We start from the raw sequence: 19,773 nt of genomic DNA on the forward strand, positions 1-19,773 counted from the left end.
CTTATAACCTCTTTCCTCGTTACTGAACGAATTCTTTTGTCTCTTCCAGCTTCACTGAGATGACCTTAGAAACACCGGATTCCTGCATTGTCACTCCGTAAAGCACATCAGCTTCCTCCATTGTGCCTTTTCTGTGGGTAATCACAATAAACTGGGTATCGGCACTGTATTTTTTCAAATACTGCGCAAACCGGAACACATTTGCTTCGTCAAGCGCGGCTTCTACCTCGTCTAGAACACAAAACGGCACAGGGCGCACCTTTAAAATTGAGAATAAGAGCGCAATAGCAGTAAGCGCACGCTCTCCGCCAGACAAAAGGTTTAAGTTTTGCAGTTTTTTCCCCGGCGGCTGCGCGATAATTTCCACTCCGGAATGCAGCAGATCATTCGGATCGGTAAGCCTTAATTCCGCTCGTCCTCCTCCGAATAAGGAGCGGAAGACTTGATCAAAGTGAGAGCGGATTTGGACGAATGTGTCATTAAAGCGTTTCGTCATCTCTTCGTCCATTTCCTCAATCACTTGGAACAGGGTATTTTTTGCTTCTGTTAAATCTTCTTTTTGCTCTGACAAGAATTGATAGCGTTCGTTAACCCTCTCAAACTCATCTATGCTTCCTAGGTTTACCGTTCCAAGCTCTTCTATTGCGAGTTTAATCAGCTTCACGCGCTTTCGTGCTTCCTCAGGATCTGTTTCAAGCTGGTATTTCTCTTTAGCTCCCTCAAAAGACAAGCTGTATTCTTCCCGCAAGTATTGCAGCAAATTATCAAGCTCGACTTCCATTCGGCCTAGTTTTACTTCTTCGTCTTTTAAGAGCGTTGTTTTTTGTTTATACAGGCGCTTCATTTCTTTCAGCTCGCGCTCATACGTATCAAGCCCCTGCTGAAGTTTGATTCTCTGGTCACGCCTTAACGCAATCAATTCAATTGTTTTTGTTTTGTCATTCAATTTATGTTTCGCGGCCTCTTCCAGTTTTTCTTCGCCGCTTGTGCTTGATGACATTTCTGACGTTAAGAAGCTTAGGTCCTCTTTCGTCTCTTTTAAAGCAAGCTCAGTTTCTTGGAGCTCTTTCTTTAATCTAGCGAGGTTATCCTCTTCGCTCTTACATGCTTGCTCTTTTTTCGCTGCTGCGATCTTCAGCTCAGTCAGCTCATTGGAGAGAGACTCTTTTGTAGAGGACTGTGTCTGTTTTTGTTTTGTCAGTCTATCAATATCCTCTTCAAGCTGTTTCATCTTTTCGGATACGGAAGAAAGCTTTTCTTCCAGCTCGCGTTTGCGCGCTTTCTTCTCTTGATCGCTTTCTGAAAGAGCTGATTTCTCTTGATCATAGAGCTCTAAGTGAGTATTGATATTCTTCTCAGCGACTTGAAGCTCATACAGCTGGCCTTTCACATCCTGCTGCTTCACTCTTAAGCCTTCCCCGGCCTCTCTTAAATCAGCCAGTTTTTTCTCCATCTCCTGAATGGATTGCTTAAGGATTTTGACCTCTTGTTCAAGCTGCGCTGTTTTTTCTTCCATCTCAGCGAGCCGCTGGGTGACATCCTCTAATTCCCGGCTTCTTCCTAGCAGGGAGTTGTTTTTCTTTTTAACGGCGCCCCCCGTCATTGAACCTCCAGGATTCACGACATCGCCCTCGAGAGTAACAATGCGGTAACGGTGTCCAAGCAGCTTCGCAAGCTCATTTGCGCCTTTTAAATGCTCTGTAATCAGAACGGTGCCAAGCAGGTTTTGAATGATACGGCGATACGCCGGATCAAATGTGACAAGATCACTGGCAACCCCGAGAAATGACGGGTGCTGCTCCGCAGTTGCCGCGTCCCTGCTTTGAAGCTGACGGTCTTTGATAACAGAAAGCGGCAGAAATGTCGCCCGGCCGAACGAATTCTGTTTCAGATATTGAATCGCTTTACGGGCGGACTGTTCATCATCGGTCACGACATGCTGTGCTGAAGCTCCGAGTGCTATTTCAATGGCCGTTTCATACTTTTGTTCTGTTGAAATCAGCTCAAGGACTGCCCCGCGAATTCCGCCAAGCCGCTCTTTCGCTTTCAGTACCTCTTTAACACCTTGATAAAAGCCGGAGAAATCTCCCTGCATCGTCTCAAGCATGTCTTTTTTTGATCTCGCCTGCTGGACGTATTGGTATGCTTGGTAAAGAGCAGATTCATTTTTCTCATATTGACGCTTTTTCTGCTCGTATTTGACCTGCATTTCACGATACGCGCCGACTTGGCTGTGAATCTCCTGCTCTATGCGGGCAAACTCGGTTTCACATGCAGCTTTTTGGGCGGAAATATCGCGCCGTTCCTGCAGATGCTTTTCATTATTATCAGCCAGCCTCTGCTGGGTAACGGCTGATTGGGACATCTGGTCATCAAGCAGCTGGAGCTCATTGCGAATCGACGCCTGGCTGTTTAACAGCTCAAAGTAATCGCTTTTCAGCTGTTCAATTTTCTCTTCGACATTTTCATTATGAAGACTGAGAGCCTGCTGCTTTTCCTTCACCTGTGCTTTTAAATCTTTCACTTCTGTCTGAAGCGTTTCGAAAACAGCTTCCTGCTTCGCAAGATCTTCTTTCAGCACAGCTCCTTTTTGCTGAAACTGTACGATGGCTTCTTCAAGCTGCTCTCGGTTTTGCACAGCGTTTTTTTTGCGTTCTTTCAGTACTTCTTTGCGCCCTTCCAGCTTTTCAAGCTCCTCACTTGTCACAAGCAAGACTTGCTGGAGCTCGTCCACTGATTCATCGAGCGCTTGAATTTTGTCTCGCGCATCTTCAATTTTCGCTTCTTTTGCTGAAATAGCAGACGATTCAGCGAGCTCTTCTTCCTTAGCGGCTTGCACTTTCTCCTGAAGGCTTGACCATTTGGCGTGCAGCTCTTCAATATCGTAAGCAGTCAGCGCAATTTCAACGTGCTCAAGCTCTTTCTTTTTCTCCAGGTAGTCTTTCGCGATTGAGGCCTGTATTTTAAGAGGTTCAACCTGGCCTTCCAGCTCATGTAATATATCTTCTACCCGGTTTAAATTATCCTGGGTTTCAAACAGCTTGTTTTCTGCTTTTTTCTTTCTCGTTTTGTATTTGAGCACCCCTGCTGCTTCTTCAAAGATACTGCGGCGATCCTCCGCTTTGCTGCTCAGGATTTCTTCCACTTTCCCTTGGCTGATAATCGAAAATGCTTCTTTTCCAAGTCCTGAGTCCATAAATAAATCAATAATATCTTTTAAGCGGCACGGCTGATTGTTAATTAAAAATTCACTCTCGCCAGATCTGTACACACGTCTTGTGACACTGACCTCATGGAAGTCAATCGGCAAAAAATGATCGTCATTATCAAGCGTAAGTGTAACTTCGGCAAGATTTAACCGTTTTCTCGAATCACTGCCGGCAAAAATAATATCTTCCATTTTCCCGCCGCGAAGGGAACGTGCTGATTGTTCTCCAAGAACCCAGCGAATAGCGTCTGTGATATTGCTTTTTCCGCTTCCGTTCGGGCCGACAACCGCAGTGACGCCTTTTACAAAATCAACGGAAATCCGTTCTGCAAATGATTTAAATCCTATAACGTCTAAACGTTTGAGGAACATAGCGATCCTCCTTATGTAATAAGTATTTCAATTTTATCATAAACATGGATGAAATAAGACGGCAAACATACTGAAATCCCCCTTATAACTTAGGGGGATTTTATTGTTTCGTATGGTGTTTTTGCAATTTAGCTAGAGCTTCCTGAGCAGCGTGCTGTTCGGCTTCTTTCTTTGAACGGCCGTTTCCGACTCCGAGTGGTTCACCTTTTAGAGATACGATGGCTTCGAATTCGCGGTTATGGGCAGGTCCTTTTTCGTTGGATATTTTATACTCCAGCGAGCCCTTGCCGTCCCGCTGCACGTATTCCTGCAGCTGGCTTTTAAAATCCATCACATGAGAAAAAGCACCATCGTTTATTTTAGGGAACACATAGACTTTTAAGAAACTTTCGACCGGCTCTAATCCCTGGTCAAGATACAAGGCTCCGATAAATGCTTCGAAGACATCCGCCAAAAGTGCAGGACGTTTTCTGCCGCCCGTCATTTCCTCGCCTTTCCCTAATAGGACAAGATCGCCGAATGACAGTTCGTGAGCCAATGAAACGAGAGACGGTTCGCATACAATCGCGGCTCTCAATTTCGTCAAATCTCCTTCACTCATAGCCGGATACTTGGCAAATAAGAATCTGGAGATCGTCAGTTCCAAAACAGCGTCACCTAAAAATTCAAGCCTTTCATTATCTTCATACGGCTTTTTCCGATGCTCATTCACATAAGATGAATGTGTAAATGCTTGATACAAAAGCTTTTCATTTTGAAAGTGAACCGAGATCCGTTCTTGAAACTCTTTAAATTGTTCTATTTTTTTATAGAACTTTTTCTTATCTTTATAATGTGAGTGTTTTGACATAGTAACCTCCATAGGCACATCAGGTTCACCGCGCTTCTCTGACTAAACCGGATACAGCGCGCGTAAAAGCGGCATGCTGTAATAACTGCACGAATAAAGGGCTAAAGCCCCGCGTTTCGGCGGGACTTTTAGCATCAGCTTATTGCTGGTTTTGTATGTAGTTCACAGCGTCGCCGACTGTTGCAATCTTTTCAGCATCTTCGTCAGAAATTTCCATATCAAACTCGTCTTCAAGTTCCATAACAAGCTCAACTACATCCAGGGAATCAGCACCTAAGTCTTCCTTGAAAGAAGCTTCAAGTTTGACGTCTGCTTCATCAACGCCAAGGCGATCTACGATGATTTTCGTTACACGCTCTAATGTATCTGCCATAGCAATTCACCTCCCCTCAAGTATTATAGTGGATTCGTTTTTAAAAAACTAGAGTAACTATGATGAAATTTTCGAGAAAAAACTTACATTACCATTCCGCCGTCAATATGAAGCGTCTGGCCTGTCATGTAACGCGCTCCCTCTGAAGCAAGAAACGTGACGACGCTGCTGACATCGCCGGGATCGCCAAAGCGAGCGAGCGGAATTTGTTTCAGCATTTCATCTTGAACGTCTTTAGCAAGCTTATCTGTCATATCAGTTGAGATAAATCCAGGCGCAATCGCATTGACTGTGATGTTGCGGCTTGCGAGTTCTTTAGCTGAAGACTTTGTTAAACCGATCACACCTGCTTTTGCAGCCACGTAGTTGGCTTGTCCAGGATTTCCGCTGACGCCGACGATAGACGATACATTAATAATCCGGCCTGAACGCTGCTTCATCATTTGTCTTGTCACAGCTTTCGTGCAGTTGAAAACACCCTTCAGGTTAATGTTAATGACATCATCCCACTCATCTTCTTTCATTCTCATGATGAGATTGTCTTTTGTAATTCCGGCGTTGTTCACTAGAATGTCAATCGTAGAGAAAACAGAAATCGCTTCTTTTATCATGTTTTGTACATCTTCAGGATTTGATACATCGGCTTTGACAGCAATTGCTTTTCTGCCCATTGATTTGATTTCATCTACGACTTCATTTGCTTTCGCTTCGCTGCCTGAGTAGTTAACGACAACGTTTGCACCGTTTTTGGCCAAGTCAAGGGCGATTGAACGGCCGATTCCGCGGGATGCGCCAGTGACAACAGCTGTTTTTTCATTAAGCATTCTCATTCTCCTCCTTAAGCGTTTGAATTGCCAGTTCAATCGTTTCCGGGTCTGATACGGCAATGGTTTTTAAGCGTCTGTTTACTTTTTTCACAAGGCCTGAAAGCACTTTGCCGGGACCGATTTCAATAAACGTCGTAACACCCTCTGCGATCAGCTTGTTAACAGTTTCCTCAAAACGAACCGGGGAGTACAGCTGCTCAATGAGTTTCTCTTTAATGTCTGCCTTATCTGTCATCACATCTGCAGAAACATTTGAGATCACCGGCACGTCTGCGTCTTTCAGTTCACACGAGTCCAAGACTTCCTTCAGCTTATCAGCGGCAGGCTTCATCAGTTCAGAATGGAACGGACCGCTTACGTCAAGCGGAATCGCACGTTTAGCGCCGTTCTCTTTTGCCTGTTCAGATGCAAGCTCTACTCCTTTTGCCGTTCCGGAAATTACGATTTGTCCGGGACAGTTGAGATTGGCAAGCTGCACAAGGTGGCCGTCCTCAGTGACTTTATCGGTTACTTGTTTCAATGCGTCGGCATCCATTCCGAGAATGGCAGCCATCGCTCCTTCTCCGGCCGGCACCGCTTCGTTCATGAACTCACCGCGTTTTCTGACAGTATAAACAGCGTCTTTAAAGCTCATTGCGCCAGCCGCCACCAGTGCAGAATATTCTCCAAGGCTGTGTCCGGCTGTGAAATCAGGTGTAATGCCTGATTCTTTAAATTTTTCAAGCACAGCAATGCTAGTCGTCAGCAAAGCAGGCTGCGCATTATATGTAAGGGTTAATTCTTTGGCATCACCTTCAAAAATCAGTGAGCTGAGCTTCGTTTCCAATGTTTCGTCCGCTTCATCGAACAAAAGTTTTGCAGCTGGAACCTGATCATAAAGCTCTTTCCCCATGCCGATAAATTGAGATCCCTGACCAGGGAATAAAAATGCAATCTTACTCATGATGTAAAAACCTCCAGACTATTCATCTGTTTTTTCTTCTTTTACTTCTTCCTGAATGAGCGCAGCCATGTTTTGGCTGACCATCTCTCTGGCTTGGCGGATCGCATGGTAAACCGCACGGGCATCAGAAGAGCCGTGTGCCTTGATTACGGGCGCTTTCAAACCGAAAAGACTTGCTCCGCCGTATTCGGAATAATCCATTTTCATTTTCATTTCTTTCATCTTCGGCTTCAGCACAGCGGCCGCAAGCTTAGACGTAAAGTTTGACGTGAGCGCTTCTTTCATCATTTTAAAAATGGACATCGCAGAGCCTTCAAGCGTTTTGAGTGTAACATTCCCGGTAAATCCGTCCGTTACTACGACATCTGCTACATCGTCTAAAAGGTCCCGTGCTTCCACGTTTCCGATAAAGTTGATGTTTGCCTCTTTTAATAATTGGAACGTCTGCTTCGTCAATTCGTTTCCTTTTTTATCTTCTGTTCCGACATTCAAAAGTCCGACTCTCGGTGAAGTCACGCCTCGGACTTGCTGGGAATAAACAGAACCCATAATGGCGTATTGAACGAGATGCTCAGGCTTGGCATCTACATTGGCGCCGACATCAAGGAGCAGAAATCCGCCGCCTGATACAGTCGGCAGTGTCGGTGCAAGCGCAGGGCGGTCAATTCCTTTAATTCTTCCCACAATAAACAGGCCGGCTGTCATTAACGCGCCGGTATTTCCTGCTGAAATGCAGGCGTCAGCTCTGCCTTCCGCAACTTCCTGCGCCATCAGAACCATAGAAGAGTTCTTTTTTCTCCGCACGGCGCGGACCGGTTCGTCCGTAGGCTCAATCACTTCATCTGCGTGCAGCACCGTGATGCGGTCTGATGATGTTGTTAAATACGATTCTATTGTTGTCTTGTCACCGACAAGTGTAATATGAAGATCATCAAATGACTCTATACCCTTCATAACTCCGTCAATAACAGCTTTGGGAGCGTGGTCTCCTCCCATTGCATCTACAGCTATTCTCATGCATGCTCCACCTTTATGAATGTTTTGAACGGTACATGTCAAAATGTCCAGAAAAAACAATTTCCTCTGCAACATAGCTGTTCACTTCGACAACCGTTCTTCCTTTATCTTTCTCAACAGCCGTCACTTTCGCTTTCGCAACGACGCGCTCACCCTGCTTTACCTGCCTGGTAAAGCGGATGTCTGCACTTGCAGTCAGCGCCAATTCGTCATCTATAATTGCAACGGCCAAAGAATTCGCCTGAGCAAATAAATGGTGTCCTCTCGCAATTTGATTCCGGCTGAATACATGCTCCTGTTTTATTTCTAAAATAGAAATCGCCTGATCATCCAGCTCAAGGTCAATAATTTCTCCGATGACTTCGTCTAGTGACAGGGACTTCACTTCATCTTCAAGCGTTTTCTCTGCCACGTTCTTAATTCTTTCTCTCAGCTCCGGTATGGAAAGCTCCAAGCGGTCCAAACGAATCGTCTGAATGCTAACTCCGAATTTTCCCGCTAATTCTTCATCTGTAATAAATGGGGTTGCTTTGATCGTCTGCTGAAGTAATTCCTGGCGTTCTTTCTTATTTCTTCTCATATCTAAACACCATCCGGCAAATTAAGACTAGGTACTAATAGTAGTATATAATTTCATAGATTGGAATGCAATGATTGTTTCTGGCTGAACACCAAAAACTTCTTACCTCAGCTCAATTTTTCCCCGTCCATGACTCCGCTTTTCAGCAAATGCTCTCTTAGCGCCCCATATTCAGGATCGTTCCAGAACGCATCCGAAGCCACCAGATTTGCAGCGTCCTGCCTTGCCGTTTCAAGCGCTCTGTAATCATGAACCATGTCCGCCACCTTAAAATCAGGCATTCCGCTTTGTTTTTTTCCAAAGAAATCTCCCGGGCCTCTCAGTTCCAAATCCTTTTCAGACAGTTCAAAGCCGTCATTGGTTTCCGACATGATTCTCATCCGTTCTTTTCCTGTTTCTGATTTCGGATCAGCCATAAGAATGCAGTAGGATTGGTGCTCGCCGCGGCCGACACGGCCGCGCAGCTGGTGAAGCTGGGACAAACCAAAGCGATCGGCGTCGTAAATGACCATAATCGTTGCATTCGGGACATTCACTCCGACTTCAACAACAGTGGTTGATACGAGAATTTGACACGTATTCGCGCTGAATTCCCTCATCACCTGATCTTTTTCATCGGAATGCAGTTTTCCGTGCATAAGCCCGACGTTCCATTTTCCACGGAAAACCTCAGAAAGCATATTGTATACATCTATAGCGTTTTGCACATCAAGCTTGTCTGATTCTTCGATCAGCGGACAGATAATATACGCCTGTCTGCCCTGCTTTAATTCTTTTTCGACGAATGCCAGAATGCGGTCCAGCATGTCATGTTTCACCCAATAGGTCTCGATTTGTTTCCGCCCCGCCGGCATCTCATCAATGACGGAGACATCCATTTCACCGAAAACAGTAATCGCCAGGGTTCTCGGAATCGGAGTGGCTGTCATAAAGAGCACATCGGGATCCTGCCCTTTGTTCCGAAGCTTCTTCCGCTGTTCAACTCCAAATCGGTGCTGCTCATCCGTGATGACAAGACTTAGCGCTTTAAACTCGACCTCATCCTGGATTAAAGCATGGGTTCCTACAAGAATATCAATCTCTCCCGCAGCAAGCCGCTCAAGCAATTCCCTTCGGCGCTTCCCTTTTACAGAGCTTGTCAGAAGGGCGACATTGACATCCCACTTTTCAAACAGTGAAACAAGGGAATCAGCATGCTGTTCAGCAAGAATTTCTGTCGGAACCATAAGCGCTCCCTGATATCCGGATAAAATGGCCGCATAAAGCGCGATGGCAGCGACTGCCGTTTTTCCTGATCCGACGTCTCCTTGAAGAAGACGGTTCATTCTGTATGGGGAAGACATGTCTGCTGTTATTTCGCGGAGCACGCGGGACTGGGCGTTGGTGAGAGGAAACGGGAGGCTTTTGACAAATGTCATGAGTTCTTCGTTTGAAAAACGCTGCCGTATCCCTTGTGACTGCTCTCTTTCCGCCTTTCGGAACGCCTGCATTTTCAACTGAAATAATAAAAATTCTTCGTAAACGAATCGGCGTCTGGCCAGCTTTAATGCTTCTCTTGTTTCTGGCTGGTGCATCGCTTTTAACGCTTGATGATAGTCCGGCAGCTTATAGCGAATTTTAAGGTTTTCCGGGAGAGGATCAGGTATTGAGTCTGCATATTGGGTCAGCCCGTGCTGAATAAAACGTCTCATCATTTTGACGGTGACATTTTCTTTCACGGAATAAACTGGTTCAATGCTTTTATCCTCTTGATGCGGCCCATTTTTTAATTCCTGAACAGAAATGGTCTGACGGTGCTTGTCCCATTTACCGGAAATCGTCACAACAGAGCCCAGCGAAAGCTTTTTCTTTAAATAAGGACGGTTAAAACAAATGGCAGTGATTAAATAATGGCCGACAAGAAGGCGAAATGTCAGCCTGTTTCGTTTTTTTCCGTAATAGGTAAGAGAAGGCTCTGAATGAACCTTCCCTTCAACTGTGACTCTTTCATCATGCTGTACTTCTTCTAAATCCCTCAGCTCGTAGTCATCATAGCGATAAGGGAAATAATTCAGAAGATCAGAAATGTCATAAATACCGAGTTCATTTAATGTTTTTTCTGTTTCCGGCCCAATGCCCTTAATGTTGGCTATACTAGTTTGCTGATGTTGTTTCACTTGAACCCAGCGCTCCTCCGAATATTTTTTTCTCTAATTCTCTTCCCGTCGGTGTGGCCGCTAAACCGCCCTGGCCTGTTTCTCTAAGGGCAGTGGGCATCGTTTGGCCGATTTTATACATCGCATCGATGACCTCGTCACATGGAATCCGGCTTGTAATGCCTGCTAATGCCATATCAGCAGCAATCATCGCGTTTGATGCGCCCATTGCATTCCGCTTCACACAAGGCACTTCAACAAGGCCCGCAACAGGATCACACACAAGGCCGAGCATATTTTTTAATGTAATGGCCATGGCCTCCGCACTTTGCTCAGGTGTTCCGCCTGCCATTTCAACAATTGCCGCAGCTGCCATGCCCGAGGCAGATCCTACCTCTGCCTGACACCCGCCGGCAGCACCGGAAATACTTGCATTATTTGCTACGACAAATCCGAAAGCTCCGGCCGTAAATAAAAAGCGGATCATTTGTTCTCTTGTCGGGTTCAGTTTTTCTTTCACGGCAAATAACGTACCCGGCACTACACCTGCAGATCCGGCTGTCGGTGTCGCACAGATTGTTCCCATGGCGGCATTCACTTCATTTGTTGCCACAGCTTTCGATACCGCGTCTAAAATCAGCGCTCCCGACAGGCTTTTTCCAGATCGAATGTAGGCCTGTAATTTAACGGCATCCCCGCCTGTTAAGCCCGTTTGACTCGTAACCCCTTCAAGCCCTTTCTGAACCGCCGCTTCCATAACAGTCAGATTGTGATCCATCTGCTGAAAAATTTCTTCTTTTGTTTTTTCTGTTACTTCCATCTCTTGAGCGATCATGATGTCAGAGATGGACATTTGCTTTTCTTTCGTTATCTCAATTAATTCTTTTACATTACGAAACATAACTGGCTCCTCCTGACCCTTCGCTAGTCAGCAATCTTTGTCACTTGAATAATGTTCGGCAGCTTCGACAGCTCATCGAGAACATCATCGTCAATATTTTGATCCACTTCTATTGTCATCAGCGCAAGCTGACCAATATCCTTGCGGGCGACTTCCATATGGCCGACGTTGATTGAGAATTTCGCAAGGACATTGGCAACTCCTGCAATGGTGCCAAACTTGTCATTATGAACAACTAGAATGGCAGGGTGGTTTCCAGACAGACGGAGCTCAAAGCCGTTTAATTCTGTGATTTCAATTTTTCCTCCGCCTATCGAAATTCCCGTCAGTTCAAGTTCTCCCTTTTCATCAGAAATACTGATTCGAGCTGTATTCGGGTGAACCGGAACAGCGTCTTCGACTCGAAACTCTATATCAATTCCTTTATCTTCTGCAATTTGTATAGCGGTTTTAATCCGTTCGTCAAATGTATCAAAATCAAGCAGACCGCCGATAATTGCCACATCTGTGCCGTGACCCTTATATGTTTCACCAAAAGAGCCGTAAAAGGACACAACGATGCGCTCAGGCTCTCTGCCAAATAAACTTCTGGCCACTCTCCCGATTCTCGCCGCGCCTGCTGTATGCGAACTGGACGGACCGATCATAACCGGGCCGATAATATCAAAAACGCTTCTGTATTTCATGCTATTCCTCCTTATGAAACAGAGCTTATAAGCGGCTTTGCTTCTAGACTAATTGATCGGATATAAAATGGCAAGCGGGCGCGTTACAGCGCTGCCGCACTTAAAAGCAGACATAAGAATAGAAGGGCAATTTGCCCTTCTATTCTGCAGAAACTATATACGAATACAGCGGCTGTTTTCCGTTGTGGATTTCAACCTCAATCTCTTCGTACTTGTCGTTGAGAAACGCTTCAAGCTCTTCAGCTTCTTCTTGAGACGCATCTTCTCCATAAAGAATGGTGACAATTTCGTCCTCTTCTCCGATCATTTCTGACAAGAGCATTTTTGCAGCACCCAGCTGATCTTCAGCACTGCCGATAATCGTTCCATTCAGAATTCCCATAAAGTCGCCTTTTTTTATGTCTTGTCCGTCAATATGAGTATCCCTGACTGAGTATGTCACCTGTCCGCTTTTTACTTGCTGAATGGCACTTAGCATATTGGCTTCATTTGCTTCAGGCTCTTGATCCGGATTAAATGCCAGCAGCGCTGACATCCCTTGCGGAACCGTTTTGGCAGGAATGACAAAAACCTTATCGCCTATCACACTTGCGGCTTGATTGGCAGCCATGATAATGTTGGAGTTATTCGGTAAGATAAACACAGTGTCTGCATTTACAGATCTTACAGCATCGACGATATCCTCAGTGCTCGGATTCATCGTCTGGCCGCCTTCAATCACAACGGAAGCGCCAATGCTTTTGAATAAATCAGAAATACCTTCTCCCATCGCAACAGTCACAATGCCGTACGGCTGCTTTGCCGCTTTCTCGCTGTGAGCAGGCTCGCTGTCCTGGCTGATGATGGAAGTGTGCTGCTCTCTCATGTTTTCAATTTTGATTTTTATTAATTCACCGTAATTTTGAGCGTAGTTTAACACATTTCCCGGCTCTTCAGCATGAATATGAACCTTCGCCAGAGACTCGTCTGCAATAACCAAAAGAGAATCACCAAATTGGCTGAGGTCATTTCTGAATGTGCCTTCATCAAATTCTCTTTTATTCTGATCGAGCCTTACCATCACTTCTGTACAGAAACCGAATTCAATATCATCTGTATTCATCATACTTTGCGCGCTCTTATGATGCTCTGCGCTGACCATGTCATCAAGTGACGGAAGAACGGTTTTCTCAGGAACGGTCTCACCTTTTAATGAAGCGAGGAAACCTTCATACACACAAAGCAGGCCTTTGCCTCCGCTGTCAACGACTCCTACTTCCTTCAGGACAGGCAGCAATTCTGGTGTCCGGTTTAAGGATGCCTCAGCTTCCTTTGTCACCGATGTCATCAGCGCAATGATATCGGTTTCTTTTTCCGCCAGGACCACCGCTTGTTTCGCAGCATCTTTTGCAACTGTTAAGATGGTGCCCTCCACAGGCTTCATGACTGCTTTGTAAGCCATATCGACACCGGCTTGCAGCGCGGCGGCAAACTCTTTTGCATTAATTTCTTTTTTTGTTTCAATGCTTTTACTGAATCCTCGGAACAATTGGGACAGGATGACTCCTGAATTCCCTCTTGCCCCCATGAGCAATCCTTTAGATAACGCGGAGCCCACTTTACCGATATCACTTGTCTCCAAATGCTCCACTTCTCTTGCCCCGGAAGTCATTGACAGGTTCATGTTTGTTCCCGTATCACCGTCCGGCACCGGAAACACGTTGAGCGCGTCAACCGCACTCGCGTTTTGCGACAGATTCTGTGCACCTGCAAGAATCATCTCGGCAAAGGTTCTGCCGTCTAATGTTCTGATAGACAATCCTACTCCTCCTAACTACGGGTTCGTCACTCGTACGCCTTGGACATAAATATTAACAGAATCCACTGCAAGTCCGACTGTTTGATTTACTGTGTACTTTACTTTTGTTTGGACGTTATGTGCCACTTCAGAAATTTTTGTGCCGTAGCTGACAATGATATACATGTCAATATGTATCTGTTCTGCTTCTTGGCGAACTTGAACACCTCTGCTGAAATTCTCTTTCCGAAGGATATCAGTCAGTCCGTCTTTAATTTGGTTTTTAGAGGCCATTCCAACAATGCCGTAACAGTCAATCGCAGCGCCGCCGGCAACCATTGCAATGACTTCATTCGATATATCAATCTGCCCGTATTTCGTTCTTAATTCAATGGACACACTAGTTCCTCCTTCGAATGCATAGAGTTACAGCTATTCTACTATATGAATTCCATTATGAAAAGAAAAGACGCGACAAACGCTGCACGTCTCTTTACATATACTATAGCGCCGCTGTTTGTGCAAGATGTCAAGTGAATTTTCTTGAAAGATGATGAAACAATAGTTGCAAACGTTTTTTAGCTGTGGTAAATTATTTAAAGTATCCATATCGAAAGCATCTAAGAACATATGAAAGTGAAAAAGTAGATGTTTTGTGCAAGTGAGGAGGGAAACAAATGGCACGTAAATGCGTTATCACAGGTAAAAAAACAACAGCTGGGAATAACCGTTCTCACGCAATGAATGCTTCTAAGCGCACTTGGGGCGCGAATCTTCAAAAGGTTCGTATCCTTGTGAACGGAAAACCTAAAAAAGTATATGTATCTGCTCGAGCTTTGAAATCCGGTAAAGTTGAGCGTGTATAACAAAATGAACGCCTGCCCTGATATGTGGCAGGCGTTTTTATGTGGTGAAAGGGGGCTTGAACCCCTGGGCTTTAATCTTTTCTAAATGAGCCCAGCATCGCCCGGACAATTCCTCCTAAAAACTTCGGCAATTTAATGGTGTAAAATTTCATTTTTGTCCCCTCCTATAAGTCCCGTAACCGCCTGTTCATCGCTTTAAGGTTCATTAATTTCAACAAATGAGTGAAAGCAGAAGCTAATCCGTGCTTCTTATCATTATTAATATGCCTTTCGCAAACGAAAAAGTACCTCGTGAATGAATGAGTTCGTTACTAATACATAGTGTTGAACCAAGCGTAATATGACACTTATTTAGCGGATATTTAAAACCGATGAGGGTCAGCTCATCCACTTCTTCTGTAAATGGGATGAAGGAGATATACCGTTTGTTTTGATCGATAAGAAGAGAATATTCGCCTGGAGAGAACATCTGAATATCATTCTGTTTGTCTATAAGCTTCATTTTCGAATTTGTTTTTACTCCCCTGTACAGCAGCTGAATATTTCCTAAAAAGTGATCTGCTCTGCCTCCCGTAATACCGAAGATCTGAATGACATCCGGCTGCTTTTCGAGGGCCCAATCAAGAGCGAGGTCTAAATCAGTTTGATCTTTTTCTGCCTGGTACACATGGAGAGCGGGCGCGGCTTTTTCGATTTGCCGGCGTTCCTGCTCCGTAATGCTGTCAAAATCTCCGAAAGCTTCATCAGGAATGATGCCGGCATCTAAAAGCGTGACTGTGCCCTTGTCAACCCCGACCCAGATCGTGTGATCAGCCGTATAACCAGTCAGGTCAGGGATCAAATCTTTTGGACCTCCCGCAACGATATTGATTTTTCTCATCTCTTTTTCCTTTCTGCTTCTGGGTACAGGAAAAAGAGCTCGGGCTAAATGCGCCCGGCTCTTTCTCCTGCTGCTTATTTGCTTCCTCTTATCTCAGAAATAGCTTTTTCGCGGTCAGTTTGGCCATAAACAGCAGAACCGGCAACAAGTAAATTTGCGCCCGCTTCGATGACTAGCGGGGCTGTTTCTTTGTTGACGCCGCCGTCTACTTCAATTAGCAGATCATGTTTCCCTTTTTCCTCTGCCATTCGTTTCACTTCTTTTATTTTCGGAAGAACAGAATGAATAAATTTCTGTCCGCCAAATCCAGGGTTCACCGTCATTAAGAGAACGAGATCAAGTTCTTCAAAAATATGCTCAATTACTTGAACAGGTGTATGCGGATTCAGGACAACCCCAGCTTTTACACCCTGCTCTTTCATAAGCTGGATTGTCCGGTGAAGGTGCGGACAGGCTTCGGCATGTACAGACAGGATATCTGCTCCAGCTTTTGCGAAAGCCGGGATATAACGATCCGGCTCTTCAATCATTAAATGTACATCCAGGGGCAGTTTCGTCACCGGACGAATGGCTTCTACAATCAGCGGCCCAATCGTAATATTCGGGACAAAATGGCCGTCCATGACATCAACATGAATGTAATCGGCTCCGCCTTTTTCTACATCTTGAATCTCTTTGCCTAAAGCGGCAAAATCAGCGGAAAGAATAGAAGGTGCAATCTTTACCATGATCTAATACCTCGGCTTTCTGTCTTTTATCTCTGTGATAAATTCAACATAATGGTCGTAGCGGTACTGCTTTAATTCCCCTTCTTCAACAGCTTGTTTGACTGCACATTTCGGCTCTTTCAAATGCAGACATCCTCTGAATTTGCATGATGCGCTTTTTTCTCTGATGTCAGGGAAGGTGTAGCCCAGCTCTCCTTCTTCAATGTCTGTAAACTCAAGAGAGCTGAAACCCGGCGTATCCGCAACCAGACCTCCGGACGTGTGAATGAGCTCCACATGGCGGGTTGTGTGCTTCCCGCGGCCTAAATGCTCAGAAATCTCGTTTGTTCTCAAACCCAGCTCGGGACTGATCGCGTTGAGAAGCGAGGATTTTCCAACCCCCGACTGGCCGGCAAAGACCGTTGTTTTGCCGCGGAAATGCGGGATGATCTCCGTTAAACTGTCTTGGTCCTTAGAAGAGGTAAGATATACGTCATAGCCAATGTTACGGTAGTCTTCAGCATACGCTTGAATGAGCTTTTGTGTATGTTGATCTTCAATTAAATCCATTTTTGTAATACAAATAATCGGCTGGATGTCATTCGCTTCTACGAGAACCAAGAAACGGTCGAGCAATGCTGTGCTGAAAGATGGCTGCATCGCCGAGAAAACAAGCACCGCTTGATCAACGTTGCAGATCGGCGGCCTGATAAGTTCATTGGTTCTTTCTTTAATCTCCAGAAGATATCCTTCTTTATTATTTTCAGCTTGATAAACAACATAATCACCGACCAAAGGGGTGATTTTATTTTTTCTGAAAATGCCTCTTCCTCTGCATTGTATAACTTTTCCGCTATTTGAATCCTCTGATTCATCCAGTACGTAATAAAAGCCGCTAAGCGCTTTAATAATTTTGCCCTCAGGCATATTTTCCCTCCTTGTTATTCATCTTTCGGATACTCAATTGTTTTGTAGCTGACGACTTTATTATTTACCATCACTTGATAGTACCCTTTTTGGCCAGGTTCAATCTTCAGTTCGATCGTCCGTTCTACGGGCTCTTTAATCTTAAAATGTTCGTAAGTGTCAGAAATGCTGTGGTCCGCGTCGTCAATTGCGATTTGCACCTCAAGCTCGTCCCCTTCGTTTTCAGGCTCATATGGGATCTTGACTTTTTCTTTCACTGTTTTCTCCGGTTTCTTCTCAGGTCCGAGAGAAAATGTCACTTCGACCTCATTTCCCGGCTTTAGCGCCGTTCCCGCTGCCGGTTTTTGTTTGACAACCTGTCCTTCCGGAACGTCATCTGAGTACGCTTCTTTTTCCACCAGCTTGAGCCCGTTATCTTCCAGATATCCTGAGGCTGCTTCTTTACTGTATGTTTTTAAATCTCTGAGCGTAATATCTTCCGGCCCGATGCTGACTGTGAGCTTAACTTGATCTTCGTCCGGCACAAGTTCGGTCCCTGCTGACGGATTCTGGTCTATGACAGTGCCGGCGTCTTTCTCATCATTATTTACTTCATCCACCGTTACATTTTTAAAGCCCTGTTCCTTTAACACTTTTTTTGCCTTGTCGACTGATTGGTCCGTCACATCACCGATCTGCTTTTTTGCTTTACCTGTGCTCTTATAAAGCGTAACCGTTGCCCCTTCTTTAACAGTAGACTCGGCTTTAGGATCGGTTTTGACCATCAGGCCTTCTTCGATCTTCTCATCTGAGATTTCCAATACGTCTGAATCTACCTGCAAGCCTTCTTTTTCTAGAAGATCTGTCGCTTTCTCATATTCCATCCCTGCTACATCGGGTATTTTGACATCCTTAGGCATAAAAAGAGAAGGAAAAACAGTGACGGCGAGAACTCCTGCCGTGATAAAAATCAGGCATATGGTGAGCAAAATCCACGGCCATTTTTTTCTCTTTGCTTTTTTCTTCGTTTGGTTTTCTTGAGGAAATGTCATGTCAGCTTCGGTTTCATTAGAAGCCTTCGCAAGCTCTTCATCCTTAATAATCGGAATCGCTTTCGTCATTTCTTCATCATCTTGAATCGTAAATTTCTTTTCGTTGAGCCTGTCCGCGTCAAAAGCTGTTCGAATATCTTCTTCCATATCTTCAGCAGTTTCATAGCGATGAAAAGGATCTTTGGCGGTTGCCTTTAATATGATGTTTTCAACGCTTTGGGGTACTGAGGGATTCCACCTTTTCGCTGAAGGGGTTTCAGCCTGAAGATGCTTTAAGGCGATGCTGACAGCCGATTCTCCATCAAACGGGATTCGGCCGGTTAACAGCTCAAATAAGACAATCCCAAGCGCATAAATATCTGATTTTTTTGTGGCCAGACCGCCCCGCGCCTGTTCTGGGGATAAATAATGGACTGAGCCCAGCACAGAATTGGTGTGGGTGATTGTTGTCGAAGTCAGTGCAGTCGCAATTCCAAAATCCGTTACTTTGATATTGCCCATATGGTCGATCAAAATGTTATGCGGTTTAATATCCCTGTGGACAATATGATTTTGGTGGGCATGGGCAATGGCTGAGACAATTTGCTCCATGATGCTGAGCGCTTCTTTGGGGTGAAGCGGCCCATTTGCTGTTATGTATTCTTTTAGCGTCATGCCCTCTACGTATTCCATGACAATATAGTAAATATCATCTTCCTCGCCCAAATCATAAATGCTGACAATATTCGGGTGATCAAGGCTTGATGCCGATTGGGCTTCTCTTCGGAAACGCCTGATAAACTCATTGTCATTCACATAGTCAAACCGCAGGATTTTGATTGCGACTTCACGATCAAGAATAATGTCCTCAGCTAAATAAACGTTGGCCATTCCCCCGCCGCCTATGGCACGGAGAATCTGGTAACGTCCGCTGATTCGCTTGCCGATTAGCACTGATCTTCACCCTCTTCAACATGTAAAGCAAGCTCAAGCAACACTGCTGTAATATTGTCTTCCCCGCCATTCTCATTGGCTTTGTCCACAAGCAGGTTTACTTTTTCCTGAGGAGCTGAATCGCTTTGCAGGATGTCTTTTAATTCAGTGACTTCCACTTTATTCGTCAGTCCATCAGAACATAAAAGGAGTTTATCTCCGGGTTCAATTTCGAAAGAACGTGCGTCAATACTGACAGATTGATCTGTTCCGAGCGCCTTCGTCAGCACATTTTTGCGCGGGTGATGCTCAGCATCTTCTCTGGAGATTTCACCGGTGCGAACCAGTTCATTCACAAGAGAATGATCCTCTGTCACCTGAACGAAAAGATCGTCCTGAAGCAAATAGCATCTGCTGTCGCCTATATGAGCAACGGAAACCGTTTTGCCTGTGAAAAGAGCGCATACAATGGTTGTTCCCATGCCTTGGCATTCTTCGTGCGCTTGGGCATGATCGTAAATCTTGCTGTTTACCGCGAGAATCTGTTCAATGAGCCACTCTTCACATTCTGACGGCGCCGCAGGAATCGTATCTGCCTCATTCCATTTCTCTCCCATGGCTTTCACAGCCATCTTGCTTGCAACATCTCCAGCAAGATGGCCGCCCATGCCATCAGCGACAACCGCTAATACAAAATCGTCTTTCCCCTTAAAAATACCCGCATCATCTTCATTATGCTGGCGGATTTTCCCTGTATCTGTTTTTAAGGCTGTTAACAACC

Annotated in this window: 19 protein-coding genes; 1 reads left to right on the forward strand and 18 read right to left on the reverse strand. The window is 45.1% G+C overall.

Annotated features, from left to right (window positions below; translation table 11 throughout):
- Window positions 1–19: 19 nt before the first annotated feature.
- The 12 genes from smc to MTN95_RS02010 form a co-directional block, all read right to left on the reverse strand.
- Window positions 20–3,580, reverse strand: a complete 3,561-nt coding sequence (gene smc, locus MTN95_RS01955) for a chromosome segregation protein SMC (protein WP_248336768.1) — start codon at window positions 3,578–3,580, stop codon at window positions 20–22.
- 100 nt (window positions 3,581–3,680) lie between these two features.
- Window positions 3,681–4,430 carry a ribonuclease III gene (gene rncS / locus MTN95_RS01960; RefSeq protein WP_010334220.1) on the reverse strand — a complete coding sequence of 250 codons (750 nt, stop codon included), beginning with the start codon at window positions 4,428–4,430 and terminating at the stop codon, window positions 3,681–3,683.
- A gap of 139 nt (window positions 4,431–4,569) precedes the next feature.
- Window positions 4,570–4,803, reverse strand: a complete 234-nt coding sequence (acpP, locus tag MTN95_RS01965) for an acyl carrier protein (protein ID WP_003154310.1) — start codon at window positions 4,801–4,803, stop codon at window positions 4,570–4,572.
- A gap of 83 nt (window positions 4,804–4,886) precedes the next feature.
- Window positions 4,887–5,627, reverse strand: a complete 741-nt coding sequence (gene fabG, locus MTN95_RS01970) for a 3-oxoacyl-[acyl-carrier-protein] reductase (RefSeq protein ID WP_024121375.1) — start codon at window positions 5,625–5,627, stop codon at window positions 4,887–4,889.
- On the reverse strand, window positions 5,620–6,573 hold the full coding sequence (gene fabD, locus MTN95_RS01975) for an ACP S-malonyltransferase (RefSeq protein ID WP_248336770.1): 954 nt from the start codon (window positions 6,571–6,573) through the stop codon (window positions 5,620–5,622). The genes fabG and fabD overlap by 8 nt, the downstream gene beginning before the upstream one ends.
- A gap of 18 nt (window positions 6,574–6,591) precedes the next feature.
- Window positions 6,592–7,590 carry a phosphate acyltransferase PlsX gene (gene plsX, locus MTN95_RS01980; protein ID WP_024121373.1) on the reverse strand — a complete coding sequence of 333 codons (999 nt, stop codon included), beginning with the start codon at window positions 7,588–7,590 and terminating at the stop codon, window positions 6,592–6,594.
- Between the two features lie 13 nt (window positions 7,591–7,603).
- Entirely contained in the window at window positions 7,604–8,170 is a 567-nt protein-coding gene (gene fapR / locus MTN95_RS01985) for a transcription factor FapR (RefSeq protein ID WP_095713823.1), read from the reverse strand.
- 107 nt (window positions 8,171–8,277) lie between these two features.
- Window positions 8,278–10,326 carry an ATP-dependent DNA helicase RecG gene (gene recG / locus MTN95_RS01990; protein WP_248336772.1) on the reverse strand — a complete coding sequence of 683 codons (2,049 nt, stop codon included), beginning with the start codon at window positions 10,324–10,326 and terminating at the stop codon, window positions 8,278–8,280.
- On the reverse strand, window positions 10,304–11,206 hold the full coding sequence (gene sdaAA, locus MTN95_RS01995; RefSeq protein ID WP_024121370.1) for an L-serine ammonia-lyase, iron-sulfur-dependent, subunit alpha: 903 nt from the start codon (window positions 11,204–11,206) through the stop codon (window positions 10,304–10,306). The genes recG and sdaAA overlap by 23 nt, the downstream gene beginning before the upstream one ends.
- 23 nt (window positions 11,207–11,229) lie before the next feature.
- On the reverse strand, window positions 11,230–11,892 hold the full coding sequence (gene sdaAB / locus MTN95_RS02000) for an L-serine ammonia-lyase, iron-sulfur-dependent subunit beta (RefSeq protein ID WP_105991212.1): 663 nt from the start codon (window positions 11,890–11,892) through the stop codon (window positions 11,230–11,232).
- 139 nt (window positions 11,893–12,031) lie between these two features.
- Window positions 12,032–13,690 (reverse strand): DAK2 domain-containing protein, encoded by a 1,659-nt coding sequence (locus MTN95_RS02005; RefSeq protein WP_202852525.1) that lies wholly within the window; start codon window positions 13,688–13,690, stop codon window positions 12,032–12,034.
- 15 nt (window positions 13,691–13,705) lie between these two features.
- The gene (locus MTN95_RS02010; protein ID WP_105954218.1) at window positions 13,706–14,068 is read right to left on the reverse strand and encodes an Asp23/Gls24 family envelope stress response protein; all 363 of its coding nucleotides are present in this window, start codon (window positions 14,066–14,068) and stop codon (window positions 13,706–13,708) included.
- Window positions 14,069–14,346: 278 nt separating this feature from the next.
- Between MTN95_RS02010 and rpmB the strand changes: the two genes are divergently transcribed.
- Window positions 14,347–14,535, forward strand: a complete 189-nt coding sequence (rpmB, locus tag MTN95_RS02015) for a 50S ribosomal protein L28 (protein WP_003221548.1) — start codon at window positions 14,347–14,349, stop codon at window positions 14,533–14,535.
- Between the two features lie 71 nt (window positions 14,536–14,606).
- Here the strand turns inward: rpmB and spoVM are convergent, their stop codons facing one another.
- From spoVM to prpC, 6 genes are all read right to left on the reverse strand, one after another.
- Window positions 14,607–14,687 carry a stage V sporulation protein SpoVM gene (gene spoVM / locus MTN95_RS02020; protein ID WP_003221545.1) on the reverse strand — a complete coding sequence of 27 codons (81 nt, stop codon included), beginning with the start codon at window positions 14,685–14,687 and terminating at the stop codon, window positions 14,607–14,609.
- 83 nt (window positions 14,688–14,770) lie between these two features.
- A complete protein-coding gene (locus MTN95_RS02025) occupies window positions 14,771–15,415 on the reverse strand; it encodes a thiamine diphosphokinase (protein ID WP_101861203.1) in 645 nt (214 codons plus the stop codon).
- Between the two features lie 74 nt (window positions 15,416–15,489).
- Window positions 15,490–16,143: a ribulose-phosphate 3-epimerase gene (gene rpe / locus MTN95_RS02030; RefSeq protein ID WP_101861202.1), complete on the reverse strand. Its 654-nt coding sequence runs from the start codon at window positions 16,141–16,143 to the stop codon at window positions 15,490–15,492.
- A gap of 3 nt (window positions 16,144–16,146) precedes the next feature.
- Window positions 16,147–17,049 (reverse strand): ribosome small subunit-dependent GTPase A, encoded by a 903-nt coding sequence (gene rsgA / locus MTN95_RS02035; RefSeq protein ID WP_248336774.1) that lies wholly within the window; start codon window positions 17,047–17,049, stop codon window positions 16,147–16,149.
- 14 nt (window positions 17,050–17,063) lie between these two features.
- Window positions 17,064–19,013: a Stk1 family PASTA domain-containing Ser/Thr kinase gene (gene pknB, locus MTN95_RS02040; RefSeq protein WP_248336776.1), complete on the reverse strand. Its 1,950-nt coding sequence runs from the start codon at window positions 19,011–19,013 to the stop codon at window positions 17,064–17,066.
- Complete coding sequence (prpC, locus tag MTN95_RS02045; protein ID WP_044155932.1) at window positions 19,007–19,771, reverse strand: protein-serine/threonine phosphatase PrpC; 765 nt, start codon at window positions 19,769–19,771, stop codon at window positions 19,007–19,009. The genes pknB and prpC overlap by 7 nt, the downstream gene beginning before the upstream one ends.
- Between the last annotated feature and the right edge of the window lie 2 nt (window positions 19,772–19,773).

This window comes from Bacillus sp. 2CMS4F, assembly GCF_023161785.1.
Lineage (GTDB): Bacteria > Bacillota > Bacilli > Bacillales > Bacillaceae > Bacillus > Bacillus halotolerans.